This is a genomic window from Streptomyces sp. NPDC043853, assembly GCF_056436025.1.
In genome coordinates this window covers 121,375-133,471 of the sequence record NZ_JBWKDJ010000014.1, presented here as the reverse complement: position 1 = coordinate 133,471, position 12,097 = coordinate 121,375, and the positions used below count along the sequence as shown (strand labels likewise).

At 72.8% G+C, this 12,097-nt stretch carries 12 protein-coding genes; 5 read left to right on the top strand and 7 right to left on the bottom strand.

From position 1 onward, the window contains the following. The first annotated feature begins 1 nt into the window (after window position 1). Window positions 2-658, top strand: a complete 657-nt coding sequence (locus AC067U_RS30110; RefSeq protein ID WP_478832966.1) for a response regulator — start codon at window positions 2-4, stop codon at window positions 656-658. A 49-nt stretch (window positions 659-707) separates the two neighbouring features. On the opposite strand, the gene msrA is transcribed toward AC067U_RS30110, so the two are convergent. The 4 genes from msrA to AC067U_RS30090 all read right to left on the bottom strand — a co-directional run bounded on the left by msrA (window position 708) and on the right by AC067U_RS30090 (window position 5,486). Continuing rightward, the gene (gene msrA, locus AC067U_RS30105) at window positions 708-1,370 is read right to left on the bottom strand and encodes a peptide-methionine (S)-S-oxide reductase MsrA (protein WP_478832965.1); all 663 of its coding nucleotides are present in this window, start codon (window positions 1,368-1,370) and stop codon (window positions 708-710) included. A gap of 97 nt (window positions 1,371-1,467) precedes the next feature. Next, window positions 1,468-2,595, bottom strand: coding sequence for a hypothetical protein (locus AC067U_RS30100; RefSeq protein WP_478832964.1), 1,128 nt, complete (start codon window positions 2,593-2,595; stop codon window positions 1,468-1,470). Continuing rightward, window positions 2,592-4,196 carry a M48 family metallopeptidase gene (locus AC067U_RS30095; protein ID WP_478832963.1) on the bottom strand — a complete coding sequence of 535 codons (1,605 nt, stop codon included), beginning with the start codon at window positions 4,194-4,196 and terminating at the stop codon, window positions 2,592-2,594. The genes AC067U_RS30100 and AC067U_RS30095 overlap by 4 nt, the downstream gene beginning before the upstream one ends. Window positions 4,197-4,373: 177 nt before the next feature. Beyond that, on the bottom strand, window positions 4,374-5,486 hold the full coding sequence (locus AC067U_RS30090; RefSeq protein ID WP_478832962.1) for a hypothetical protein: 1,113 nt from the start codon (window positions 5,484-5,486) through the stop codon (window positions 4,374-4,376). Between the two features lie 51 nt (window positions 5,487-5,537). Between AC067U_RS30090 and AC067U_RS30085 the strand changes: the two genes are divergently transcribed. Beyond that, on the top strand, window positions 5,538-6,695 hold the full coding sequence (locus AC067U_RS30085) for a cystathionine gamma-synthase (RefSeq protein WP_478832961.1): 1,158 nt from the start codon (window positions 5,538-5,540) through the stop codon (window positions 6,693-6,695). Between the two features lie 197 nt (window positions 6,696-6,892). Continuing rightward, window positions 6,893-7,963: a S1C family serine protease gene (locus AC067U_RS30080; protein ID WP_478832960.1), complete on the top strand. Its 1,071-nt coding sequence runs from the start codon at window positions 6,893-6,895 to the stop codon at window positions 7,961-7,963. 24 nt (window positions 7,964-7,987) lie between these two features. On the opposite strand, the gene AC067U_RS30075 is transcribed toward AC067U_RS30080, so the two are convergent. The 3 genes from AC067U_RS30075 to AC067U_RS30065 all read right to left on the bottom strand — a co-directional run bounded on the left by AC067U_RS30075 (window position 7,988) and on the right by AC067U_RS30065 (window position 9,317). Next, window positions 7,988-8,236: a hypothetical protein gene (locus AC067U_RS30075; protein WP_478832959.1), complete on the bottom strand. Its 249-nt coding sequence runs from the start codon at window positions 8,234-8,236 to the stop codon at window positions 7,988-7,990. Further along, on the bottom strand, window positions 8,233-8,709 hold the full coding sequence (locus AC067U_RS30070; protein ID WP_478832958.1) for a sigma factor-like helix-turn-helix DNA-binding protein: 477 nt from the start codon (window positions 8,707-8,709) through the stop codon (window positions 8,233-8,235). Before AC067U_RS30070 ends, AC067U_RS30075 begins: the two co-directional genes overlap by 4 nt. A 77-nt stretch (window positions 8,710-8,786) precedes the next feature. Next, window positions 8,787-9,317: a MarR family winged helix-turn-helix transcriptional regulator gene (locus AC067U_RS30065; RefSeq protein ID WP_478832957.1), complete on the bottom strand. Its 531-nt coding sequence runs from the start codon at window positions 9,315-9,317 to the stop codon at window positions 8,787-8,789. 265 nt (window positions 9,318-9,582) lie between these two features. Here AC067U_RS30065 and ilvA point away from each other — a divergent pair, with 265 nt between their 5' ends. Both ilvA and AC067U_RS30055 read left to right on the top strand, forming a co-directional pair. Then, window positions 9,583-10,815 (top strand): threonine ammonia-lyase, encoded by a 1,233-nt coding sequence (gene ilvA, locus AC067U_RS30060; protein ID WP_478832956.1) that lies wholly within the window; start codon window positions 9,583-9,585, stop codon window positions 10,813-10,815. A gap of 246 nt (window positions 10,816-11,061) precedes the next feature. Then, window positions 11,062-12,093 (top strand): ATP-binding cassette domain-containing protein, encoded by a 1,032-nt coding sequence (locus tag AC067U_RS30055; protein WP_478832955.1) that lies wholly within the window; start codon window positions 11,062-11,064, stop codon window positions 12,091-12,093. Window positions 12,094-12,097: the final 4 nt, after the last annotated feature.

Here is a 12,097-nt window from a genome sequence, read left to right as displayed (position 1 = left end):
CGTGACGACGGCGAATCAACCACTGCGGGTGGTGGTCGTGGACGACCACACCGTGATGCGCGCGGGGGTCATCTCCCTCCTCGCCCCCGTCCCGGACATCGAGGTGGTCGGCGAGGCGGGCGACGGCCGCGAGGCCGTCGAGCTCGTCGAGGCCACGTCCCCGGACGTGGCCCTGGTGGACCTGCGGATGCCGGTCATGGACGGGGTCGCGGCCACCGCCGCGATCGCCGCCGGCCCGTCCCGGACCCGGGTGCTCATCCTCACCACCTACGACACCGACGTGGAGATCGAGCGGGCCGTCGAGGCGGGCGCGATCGGCTACCTCCTCAAGGACACCACCGCCGAGCAGCTGGCCGAGGCCGTCCGCTCCGCCGCCCGCGGCGAGACCGTCCTCGCACCCCGCGTCGCCGAACGCCTGGTCGCCCGCATGCGCCGCCCCGCCCAGGTCACCCTGACCGCCCGCGAACAGGACGTCCTGAACGCCGTAGCCGACGGCCTCTCCAACGCCGAGATCGGCGCACGCCTGGTCATCGCCGAAGCCACGGTGAAGACCCACCTCCTCCGCGTCTTCGCCAAACTCGACGTCAGCGACCGCACCCGAGCGGTGGTGGTAGCCCTGGACCAGGGCCTCCTGCCGGACCGTGGGCTCCCGCGCTAGTGGTATGGCCCGGTGATCTCGGGGACGCGGGAGCCGCGCCGGGGGCGGGTCACTCGGCCGGGGCGATGCCGATCGGGCAGGAGACGCCCGTGCCGCCGATGCCGCAGTAGCCCGCGGGGTTCTTGTCCAGGTACTGCTGGTGGTATTCCTCGGCGTTCCAGAAGGGGCGGTCGGCGGCGGGGAGGACCGCGGTGGTGATCTGGCCGTAGCCGGAGGAGGTCAGGACCTGCTGGTAGGCGGCGCGGGACGCTTCGGCCGTCTTCTGGTGGGCCTCGGAGTGGGTGTAGACCGCCGAGCGGTACTGGGTGCCGACGTCGTTGCCCTGGCGGAAGCCCTGGGTGGGGTCGTGGGCCTCCCAGAAGACCTTGAGCAGGGTCTCGTAGGAGACCTCGGCCGGGTCGAAGACCACCCGGACGACCTCGGTGTGGCCGGTCCGGCCCGAGCAGACCTCTTCGTACGTCGGGTTCTCCGTGAAGCCGCCCTGGTAGCCGACCAGCGTGGTCCACACGCCGGGGGTCTGCCAGAACTTGCGCTCCGCGCCCCAGAAACAGCCCAGGCCGAAGTCCGCGACCTCCAGGCCCTCCGGGTAGGGGCCGTCGAGGGGGTTGCCGAGGACCGTGTGGCGGCCGGGCAGCGTGAAGAGCGGCTCCGGGCGGCCCTTGAGGGCCTCCTCGGGGGTGGGGAGCTCGGGCGTACGGCGGTACGTGAACATGCGTCCTCCTGGTGTGTACCCAGGAGAACGGGGGAGGGGGGCCGGTGATTCCCCCTCCCCCGGCGGGCCCGGTTACCGAAGTCTTACGGGCCGGGCCTCACTCGTCCGGTGTCACCTGGCGCACGCTGTAGTCGCGGGCCTCCAGGTAGCGCCTCTTCGGGTCGCCCGCGTAGGTCCACGGTGCGCTGCCGATGTGCCCGTCGATCGCCCGGAACTGCTCCACGGCCTCCTCGTAGCGGTCCTGCCAGTAGAGGATCCAGGCCAGCATGTGGCGCAGCCGGACCGTGCGCGGGTCGGCCGGGTCGGCCGCCGCCAGGTCGGCGAGGGCGGCCGTGGCCGCCGCCACGATCTCCGGTGCCTTGTAGTACTCGTCCGGGTCGAGTTCGTTCTCGTACGTCTCGTGCTCGAAGTACGCGTAGAGGGGGAGGAGGGAGAGGAGGTCCCCCGGGGCTCCCTGGGCCGCGGAGGCCCGGGCGAAGGACTCCGCCAGCTCGTGCGAGCCGCGCCACTTGGCGCACCAGTACTGCAGCGCGCTGGTGCGCGCGGAGAGGACGAGCGGACCGCGCTTGGTGATCTCCGCCCACAGGGCCTCGTACCGCTCGTGCGGGTAACCCAGCGCCATGGCGATCGGCTGCTCCAGCATGTACGGCACCGGGTCCGCCGGGTCCGCGATCCGCTGGGCCTCGTGCACCAGCTCCTGGGCCCTGCCCAGCAGCTGGTGGAAGACCCGGAACTGCTCCTGCGTGGTGTGCTTGGCGCCCTTGGAGCCGCGCACGTTCCACGCCAGCTGGACGGCCGTGTCCGCGTCGACGGCCGCGGCCGTGGGGTCCTCGGGCCGTGCGGCGCGCCAGGCCAGCAGCCAGGCGTCGTCCTCGGCGGCCGTCACCGACAGCTGCTGGATGCGCCAATACCGTTCGTCCCCGTCGGGGCCGGCCGCCTCGATCCAGGCCGCGCCCGTCTCCCAGTCCCCGGCCCGGACGGCGGCCAGCGCGGCCGCCTCCGCGGCCGGGACCGGCGCCCGGTTCTCGGTGTCCAGCCGCTCGCCCGGTACGAAGCCCAGCCCGACGATCCGGGCGGCCGCGACGGCCTTGTCCTCCGCGGTCCCGGCCTGGAGGGTGGCGACCTCGGCCTCCAGTCGCTTCGCCTTGCGGATGTGGTACATGCCGCGCAGGGCCTTGTACGCGGCACCGAGCAGCAGCAGACCCAGGATGTACAGACCGATCACGAGGCGAGCACCAGCTTCCGGAGCAGGGCGGTGTCGGGGCGGTCGGCGACCGCCGCGTCCAGCGCCAGGGTGAGCTGGTCGGCGAAGCCGTCCGCCGGGTAGCGGACCGAGGCGGAGTCGGACCAGGAGAGCTGCCAGCGGGCGGTGCCGCGGGCCGTCAGTTCGATGGTGACCAGCTGGTTCAGGGCCCGGCGGACGGCCGGGCGGGCGAACTCGCGGGCGGCGCGGCCGGTGGCCGCCGCGGCCTCCTCCGACCTCGGGAAGTGCTCGGCGATCCGCCACAGCACGGCCGGGTCGGTGTCGATCGCGTCGAGCAGGGAGGGCAGGGTGCCGTCGGTGCCCTCGGCGGTGAGGGCGCCGCGGATGTCCTCCGCGCCCTGGGCGACGTACTGGCTCATGCTGCTGTGGACCAGGTCCTCCCAGTCCATCCGGGGCATCGCCAGGGCCTCGGGGGTGAGCATCTCCTGCTCCAGCGCGGTGAACGCGGCGGCCGGGTCGGAGAGCAGCTCCAGTGAGGGGCGGGCGGAGCCGGCGGCGGGGTGGCCGTCGTCGGGGAGGGCCTCGATGCGGGCGACGCGCTCGGCGAGCGGCGGGTGCGTGTCGTACGGGGAGGCCTGCTCGGTCGGGAGGTCGCGGCGCAGGTCGTCGAGCTCGGCGGTGCGGGCGGCGAGGAGCTCGGCGAAGCCGCCGAAGAACTGGCCGGGGCGGGGGAGCAGGCCGGCGCCCACGCCGAGGGTGGCGTAGGAGCCCATGTAGAAGTCGTGGGCGGGGGAGAGCGCGTTGATCTCGCGCAGGGCGGAGGCGTAGGCGTCGCGGCCGCAGATGCGGGCGGCGGCGAGGTCGGCGGCGAACTCCTGGCGGCGGGAGGTGGACCGGGTGGCGCGCAGGTAGAAGTTGCCGTACGCGGTGTAGATCCGGGCCATGGTGCGGTAGGTGACGCCGGCCCCGGTGGTGTCGACGGCCTTGGCCTTCTTGCCCTTGGCGAGCCGCTTGTCGGCGGCCTTCTCCTGCTTGGCGGCTTCCTTGGCGACCTTGTGGTCGGCGCGCTCGTGGAAGTGGGAGATGGTGCGGACCAGCTGGGTCCGGCCGCGCACGATCAGCGGCATCATGCGGGTGTCGGAGTTGCTGTAGTGGCCGAGCTCGTGGGCGAGGACCGCGCGCAGCCGGTTCTCGTCGAGGCCGGTCATGAGCGGGAGGCCGAGGAAGAGGGTGCGCTTGCCGCCGAGCAGGCCGAGCAGCCGGGCCTCCTCGCGGACGGCCGCGTTGACCTCGTCGACGAGCACGATCTCGTCGGGGGCGCGGGTGCCGACCTCCTCGGCGAGTTCGCGGACGGCGGCCCAGAGCTCGGGTTCCTGGGTGTCGGTGACGCGGAGGCCGGGGGCCGGCTCGGGCTTGGGGGTGCGCAGCATGGTCATGCCGCGGAGGATCGGGAGCGCGAGGACCACCGACACGATGACGATCTTCGCGGTCAGCGGGCCGGCGTCGGTCTTCGCGATCATGAGCCAGTCGAGGCCGGCCAGGGCGGCGATCAGGACGAGGCCGAGCAGATAGAAGCCGGCGAGCAGTACGAGAGCGCGCAAGGCGCGCAGATATGCGCCCATTAGGACGGATCCCCCCACGGGATTGTGCTGGTGCGAAAACCTGATGAGTATGCAGGGTTTGACCGGCGGGGGAGGCCGAGGTTGTAGGGCGTTGTGAGGGTGTTGCACAGGCGTTATACGGGCCCTGCGGGGCGTGCGGGGCCCGCGTGCCCCGTGGGGCGCCGGGGCCCGTCGGCCTCAGTGGGGCAGGGTGGCCGGGGAGCCGCCGTTGGCCTCGTAGCCGCCGACCGCCAGGGCGCGGAACACCGCGTACATCTCGGCCGGGTCGGGGTTGTGGGACCAGGGCAGCGCGCCCACGAACCCGTCCACGTGCCGGAGCTGTTCCATCGCCTCGCTCCAGCGCTGCCCGTTGACGAGGAAGAACACCAGCAGGTGCCGGACGTGCGGCAGCATCGGGTCGTCGGCCCGGCCGTTCTGCGCCGCGTACAGGGCGCCCTCCACGGCGCGGGTGACCACCGCGGTCCCGAAGAAGTCCTGCACCAGGGCGATCTCGGGCAGGTGCTCGTACACCGCGAACAGGGGCAGCGCCGAGAGCAGGGAGCCCTGCGGGGCGCGGGCGGCCGCCGCGTGCGTGAAGGCGTCGGCCTGCTCGCGGGAGCCGTGCCACTTCGCGCACAGGTAGTGCAGCGCCGCGATGTGCGCGCCCATGTGCGCCGGAGCACAGTCGATGATCTTCGCCCACAGTACGTCGAACTCGGCGGGCCGGTACGCCAGTCCGCGCGCGACCGCCAGCTCCGTGATGTACGGGACGGGGTCGCCGGGGGTCAGCGCCGCGGCCCTGGCGCAGGCCTCGCGGGCCTCCTCCAGGATGATCCGGTGGTCGGTGGTGCCGACGCCGCCGGACTGCCGCCAGGCCTGCTGCACCAGGAACTCGGCGTGCACTTGGGCGCCGCCCGGGTCCTCCTCCGCCTCCAGCCGCCACGCCTTCAGCCAGCCCGCCCCGGTGCCGGGCTGCTGCGCCAGTTCCAGGGCGGCCGCGCCCGCGAACGCCTGTACCCGCTGCCAGCGCAGCTCGCCCTCCGCCGGGGTGCCGGCCAGCAGCCGGGAGGCGGCCTTCCACTGCTGCGTGCCCTGGACCACGGCGAGGGTGTCCATCAGGTCCGCGTCGGGTCCGGGCACCCGGATGTCGAGCTGTTCCTGCCGTACGAAGCCGTAGTTCGCGGGGTCCGCCGCGTCCGGGCTGTCGGGCGCGACCAGCTGCGGTCCGACACCGCCGCGGCGGCGCCGTATCCACGCCCTCAGGACGACCACCAGCAGGGTGGCCATCATCAGGAACCAGAGAATCTCCATGCCTCCAAGCGAACCAGACGGACCGGCCCGGAGGCGAATAGGCTCTGCTGCATGAGCCACGACAGCCACGAGCACCAGAGCTTCGAGACCCGCGCCATCCATGCGGGCAACACGGCCGACCCGCTGACCGGCGCGGTCGTGCCCCCCATCTACCAGGTGTCGACGTACAAGCAGGACGGCGTCGGCGGCCTCCGCGGCGGCTACGAGTACAGCCGCAGCGCCAACCCGACCCGGACCGCGCTGGAGGAGAACCTTGCCGCGCTCGAAGGCGGCCGCCGCGGCCTGGCCTTCGCTTCCGGGCTGGCGGCCGAGGACTGCCTGCTGCGCACCCTGCTCTCCCCGGGCGACCACGTGGTCATCCCGAACGACGCCTACGGCGGTACGTTCCGCCTCTTCGCGAAGGTCGTCTCGCGGTGGGGCGTGGAGTGGTCGGTGGCCGACACCTCCGACCCGGCGTCGGTGCGGGCCGCCCTGACCGACAAGACCAAGGTCATCTGGGTGGAGACCCCCTCCAACCCGCTGCTCGGCATCACCGACATCGCGGTGGTCGCCGACATCGCGCGGAGCGCGGGCGCCAAGCTGGTCGTGGACAACACCTTCGCCTCGCCCTACCTGCAGCAGCCCCTCGCGCTCGGCGCGGACGTGGTCGTGCACTCCCTGACCAAGTACATGGGCGGCCACTCGGACGTGGTGGGCGGCGCCCTCGTCACCGCCGACGCGGCGCTCGGCGAGGAGCTCGCGTACCACCAGAACGCGATGGGCGCGGTGGCCGGTCCGTTCGACTCGTGGATCGTGCTGCGCGGCATCAAGACGCTGGCCGTCCGCATGGACCGGCACAGCGAGAACGCCACCCGCGTCGCCGAGATGCTCACCAAGCACCCGAAGGTCACCAAGGTCCTCTACCCGGGCCTGCCCGAGCACCCGGGCCACGAGATCGCCGCCAAGCAGATGCGTTCCTTCGGCGGCATGATCTCCTTCCAGGTCGTGGGCGGCGAGGAGGCGGCGGTCGAGGTCTGCAACCGCGCGCAGCTGTTCACCCTGGGCGAGTCCCTGGGCGGCGTCGAGTCGCTGATCGAGCACCCGGGCCGCATGACGCACGCCTCGGCGGCCGGCTCGGCACTGGAGGTCCCGGCCGACCTGGTCCGCCTCTCGGTGGGCATCGAGAACGTGGACGACCTCCTCGCGGACCTCTCCCAGGCCCTGGGCTAGGCATCCGGGCCACCGGAACGGTCCGGCCCTGCCTCTGACCGGCCCCGCCGCGGCGACAGCCCGGCGGGGCCTTGGCCTTTTCGGTCCGAAGCTTGTTCGGGTTCAAAGCTTGCCGGGTGCACAGGACGGCCCGTCCGGGCGGGCCTAGCCTGAATGAGGGGTTCCCTTGTTCTCTTCTTGCGAAGGGCAGCGAACTCATGAAGGTACGGGCCAGAAGTGCCGTGGTGTCGGCCACGGCGTTGCTGCTCGGGCTGACGGGTGGCGGCGGATCGGCGTACGCCGAGGAGCTCGATCCCCGGGAGATCTACGACCAAGCGGCCCCGGGCACCGTTCAGGTGCTGGGGAAGGAGTACGCGGGGAGCGGTTTCATCTACAACCCCGATCAGGGGCTCATCGCCACCGCCGCCCATGTGGTCGAGGGCGAGTCGTCGTTGAAGGTGGTGGTTGAGGACCGCCCGCCGGCACCCGCCCGGGTGGTCGGGATCGACCCCTGTGAGGATCTGGCCGTGCTGACATTCACCTCGCCGCAGTCGGACCTGAAGGGGCTCAAGTTCGGCCCCAGCAAGGACCTGGAGACGGCCGACCAGGTCGTCTCGCTCGGGTACCCCCAGGCACTCGGCGACAATCCGACGTCCCAGAAGGCCGCGTTCACGAGCGGCTCGGTGCAGAACCCCAACGTGGTCAACGGCGAGCCGTCGATGTCGATGCCGCGCTATCCCGTCACCATCCAGCACTCCGCCACGGTGAACCCGGGCAACTCCGGTGGCCCGCTGCTCAACGACAAGGGCGAGGTCGTCGGCATCAACACGCTGAGTGCGCTCGAGGCACAGGGACAGTTCTACGCGATCACCGCCGACCACGCCCGGCCGGTGCTCGACGTGCTGGCCGGCGGGGACATGAAGAACGCCCCGGGCTGGGACCTCGCCGCGGCGGCTGATCCCGACCTGAAGACGGATTACGTTCCCGAGGACCAGGCCCTCATCGAGAAGACGCAGAAGCAGCTGGCGGACGCCGGTGTGGACGGGGTGCTGGTGCAGTCCACCAAGACCAACTCCCCTGCGGAAAAGGCCAAACTGGGCGAGGGCGATGTGGTGACCGCCATCAAGGACACCCCCGTGACGACCGTGGCGGAGGTGTGCGACATCCTCCAGTCCGCCGAGCCGGGCGCCACCCTGCCGCTGGAGGGCGTGTACTCCTACACCGCCGACGGCAAGGAGACCAAGTTCGGCGAGGCGTGGAGCACCGACCTCGTCCTGAGCAAGAAGTAGAACACCGGCTGACGGGGCCGCCGGTCACCAGCCCTCCAGCGGCGGGGCGACCGATTCCGACGGGACCACCCAGGGGCGGGTGAGCGCGGCCCACACCGTGAAGGCGATGGCCGCGGTGAGCAGCAGCCACCAGCCCACGCGGCGCAGTGCGCGGCGGCGCCGCCGCAGCACCCCGCCGCGCGCGGCCGCGCGGGAGGCCAGGTCGGCCGGGACGGCCGGGTGCGGCCCGTCCAGCATCCGCCGTACGTCGAGCTCCTTGCGGTCGGGAGTCATGCGGCCGCCCCCCGCTCCGGGCGCCGCAGCACCGAGATCGCGCGCCCGCGCAGCGACCGGACCCGCTCCACCGGCAGCCCCAGCTGGGCGGCGGCCTGCGGTTCGGCCACGCCCTCGTACACGAGCAGCACGATCACCAGGCGCGCCTGCGGCCGCAGCCGGGAGAGCGGGCCGCCGCGGCCGCGGTGGTGCCGCCAGGCCGAGCGGGCGAAGGCCGCGCAGAGTTCCTGCCGGGTGTGGTCGTACGGGTCGTCGCCGCGCAGCCGGGGCCAGGCGGCGAACGTACGGGCCAGGGCGCCGGCGAGCAGGGACCGGGCGGCGGTGTTCGCGTCCTCCGGCTCGGTGGTCAGCAGGGTGGCGACATGGAGCAGCCGGCCCGCCGCCCCCGCGACGAACGCCTTGAACTCCTCGGACTCCGCGAGGTCCGCGCCCCCGTCGAAGTGCCCGAACCCGCCGAACCCCCGGACGTCCACCTGCTTATGGTGCGGGCAGCCCGGAGGGGTTGGTCAAGAGTCGGGACACGGCGGCTCACGCCGCCGCACCGGCCGGGTCAGGAAGTCGGGCCGCCCTCGGACGCCGCGCCCATCAGCTCCGACAGCGACAGGTTGAAGCGGGTGAGCAGGGTCGCGAAGGACTCCCGCTCCCCCTCCGTCCAGCCGTCCGTCACCCGGGCCATCAGCTCGCGCCGCGAGGACCGCACCTCCTCCAGCCGCGCCAGTCCGCGCGGGGACAGGGCCAGCACCACGGCGCGGCCGTCCTCGGGGTGCGAGGTCCGCTTGACCAGCCCGGTCTCCACCAGCGGGGCGACCTGCCGGGTCACGGTGGAGGAGTCGATGCCCATGCCGCAGGCCAGCGCCTTGACGCCCATCGGGCCTTCCAGGTCGAGCCGGTTCAGCAGCAGGTACGCGGCGCGGTCCATCGAGTTGCGGGCCTGGCCGACGCCGCCGAGGCGGGTCTGCTCCGCCCGGCGGGCGAACAGCGCGACCTGGTGCTGCAGCGCGTCGAGCAGGCCGGCTCCGGCGGGAACGCGCTCGTGCGCGGCCTGGGCCGGCAGGTCGGGATTGGCCGGGATGGAGGGCATGGCCGTGGGCTCTCTTCGCGTGGGGCCGACAAGGATGGGGGACAGCGTACGCGGATGGACTGTGGCCCGTATGCGTCGTGCGGGAACTGGGTCGCCGGATCCGGCGACGGCGGCAGGCTCGCCGTGTCCGGGGCCGTACCGGGGGCAAGTCTGCGGCAGACGGCTCGTGCCGCGTACGCCGTTCCGCATGGCGAGATCCGTCCCCGCCGCCCTCCCGCGAAATCTCCTGGCGCCGCGCGAGCCCCGGGCTGCAAGACTTGCGGACATGAGCTACCTCGTGCCGCAGCCCGTACCCCAGGTGATCCTCGACGACGTGCGGGGGGCACAGAAGATGCTCTCCGGGGTGTCGCGGGTGACTCCGATGGAGGGCAGCAGGCACCTCTCCGCGCTCACCGGGTCCCCGGTCCACTTCAAGTGCGAGAACCTGCAGCGCACCGGCTCCTTCAAGCTGCGCGGCGCGTACGTGCGGATCGCCGGCCTGCGCCCGGAGCAGCGCGCGGCGGGGGTGGTCGCGGCCAGCGCCGGGAACCACGCGCAGGGCGTCGCCCTCGCCTCCTCCCTGCTGGGGGTGCGCGCCACCGTGTTCATGCCGGTCGGGGCCCCGCTCCCCAAGGTGGCCGCCACCCGCGACTACGGGGCCGACGTGCGGCTGCACGGCCAGGTGGTGGACGAGACCCTCGCCGCCGCGCAGGACTACGCGGACCGGACCGGAGCGGTGTTCATCCACCCCTTCGACCACCGCGACATCATCGCGGGCCAGGGCACCGTCGGCCTGGAGATCCTGGAGCAGTGCCCGGAGGTGCGGACCATCATCGTGGGCATCGGCGGCGGCGGGCTGGCGGCGGGGGTCGCGGTCGCGGTGAAGGCGCTGCGGCCGGACGTGCGGATCGTGGGCGTGCAGGCCTCGGGAGCGGCGGCCTACCCGCCCTCGCTGGCGGTCGGGCACCCGATCTCCATCGACAACCCGAGCACGATGGCCGACGGCATCCGGGTGGGCCGCCCCGGCGACGTGCCGTTCCGCATCATCGGGGAGCTGCTGGACGACGTCCGCACGGTCTCCGAGGACGAGCTCTCCAGTGCGCTGCTGCTGTGCCTGGAGCGGGCGAAGCTGGTGGTCGAGCCGGCCGGGTGCAGCCCGGTGGCGGCGCTGCTGAGCGAGCCGGAGCTGTACGGGAACGGGCCGGTGGTGGCGGTGCTCTCCGGCGGGAACGTCGATCCGCTGCTGCTCCAGCGGATCCTGCGGCACGGCATGGCGGCGGCGGGTCGCTACCTCTCGCTGCGGTTGCAGGTGGCGGACCGGCCGGGGGCGCTGGCCGGTCTGCTGGGGGTGCTGTCCGTGGCCGACGCGAACGTGCTGGACGTGAGCCACGTACGGACCGACCCGCGGCTCGGGCTCACGGAGGTGGAGGTGGAGCTCCACCTGGAGACCAAGGGGCCGGAGCACTGCGCGGAGGTGGCGCGGGCCCTGCACAACGCGGGCTACCGGGTCATGGGCTGAGCCGGGCCGAGGGCTGAGCAGGGCCGGGCCGAGGGCTGAGCAGGGCCGGGCCGAGGGCTGAGCAGGGCCGGGGGCAGGGCCGGATCCGATCCGGGGAGCCGGGCTGCGGAAACTCCCGGGCGGGACGCGATATAGCGCGATAGCGTGTGGTTCCTCGTGTCGCCCGTTTGGGCGTGCCGGTCGGCCCGCCCATACGATTTGCGTGCGAAACATGGGAAAAACCCGATTCATACTGGGAGACTCCATATGCCAGGCGCGATCTACGCCGAAGGTCTGGTGAAGACCTTCGGCGACGTACGAGCCCTGGACGGCGTGGACCTCGATGTGCCCGAGGGCACCGTGCTGGGCCTGCTCGGCCCCAACGGTGCGGGAAAGACCACGACCGTGCGTGTCCTGACCACCCTCCTGCAGCCCGACAGCGGCAAGGCCGAGGTCGCGGGAATCGACGTACTCAAACACCCCAACGAGGTCCGCAAGGCGATCGGCCTGTCCGGGCAGTTCGCGGCCGTCGACGAATACCTGACCGGCCGGGAGAACCTCGAAATGGTCGCCCGGCTCTACCAGATGCGCCCCAAGGCGGCGAAGGCCCGCGCGGCCGAGCTCCTGGAGCGGTTCAACCTCGCGGACGCCGCCGAGCGCACCGCCAAGACCTACTCCGGGGGCATGCGCCGCCGCCTCGACCTCGCGGCGGCGCTCGTGGTCAGGCCGCCCGTGATGTTCATGGACGAGCCGACCACGGGCCTGGACCCGCGCAACCGGCAGGCCCTGTGGGAGGTGATCCAGGAGCTGGTGGCGGGCGGCACCACCCTGCTGCTCACCACGCAGTACCTGGAGGAGGCCGACCACCTCGCGCACGACATCTGCGTGGTCGACCAGGGCCGGGTGATCGCCCGCGGCACCTCCGACCAGCTCAAGGCGCAGACCGGCGGCGAGCGGGTCGAGGTCGTGGTCCACGACCCGGCGCACATATCCGCCGCCCGCGAGGTGCTGGCCGTCTTCGGCAAGGGCGAGACATCGGTCGAGGAGCACACCCGCAAGCTCACCGTCCCGGTGACCGGCGGCGCCAGGCTGCTCGCCGAGGTCATCCGCGAGCTGGACGGGCGCGGCATCGAGATCGACGACATCGGGCTGCGCCGTCCGACCCTCGACGACGTCTTCATCTCCCTCACCGGCCACGCGGCGGCGCTGGCGGACGAGGAGAACGGCGCGGCCGGCGCCGCCGCCGCGGACCGGGGCAAGGACGGCCGCAAGGCCCGGAAGGAGGAGGCGGCGAAGTGAGCAT

Excerpts from the sequence above, each read along its gene's own strand:
- AC067U_RS30090 (WP_478832962.1), bottom strand. The coding sequence starts at position 5,486 with ATGGAGATTCTCTGGTTCCTGATGATGGCCACCCTGCTGGTGGTCGTC.
- AC067U_RS30085 (WP_478832961.1), top strand. The coding sequence starts at position 5,538 with ATGAGCCACGACAGCCACGAGCACCAGAGCTTCGAGACCCGCGCCATC.
- AC067U_RS30080 (WP_478832960.1), top strand. The coding sequence starts at position 6,893 with ATGAAGGTACGGGCCAGAAGTGCCGTGGTGTCGGCCACGGCGTTGCTG.
- ilvA (WP_478832956.1), top strand. The coding sequence starts at position 9,583 with ATGAGCTACCTCGTGCCGCAGCCCGTACCCCAGGTGATCCTCGACGAC.
- AC067U_RS30055 (WP_478832955.1), top strand. The coding sequence starts at position 11,062 with ATGCCAGGCGCGATCTACGCCGAAGGTCTGGTGAAGACCTTCGGCGAC.
- AC067U_RS30095 (WP_478832963.1), bottom strand. The coding sequence starts at position 4,196 with ATGGGCGCATATCTGCGCGCCTTGCGCGCTCTCGTACTGCTCGCCGGC.
- AC067U_RS30075 (WP_478832959.1), bottom strand. The coding sequence starts at position 8,236 with ATGACTCCCGACCGCAAGGAGCTCGACGTACGGCGGATGCTGGACGGG.
- msrA (WP_478832965.1), bottom strand. The coding sequence starts at position 1,370 with ATGTTCACGTACCGCCGTACGCCCGAGCTCCCCACCCCCGAGGAGGCC.
- AC067U_RS30065 (WP_478832957.1), bottom strand. The coding sequence starts at position 9,317 with ATGCCCTCCATCCCGGCCAATCCCGACCTGCCGGCCCAGGCCGCGCAC.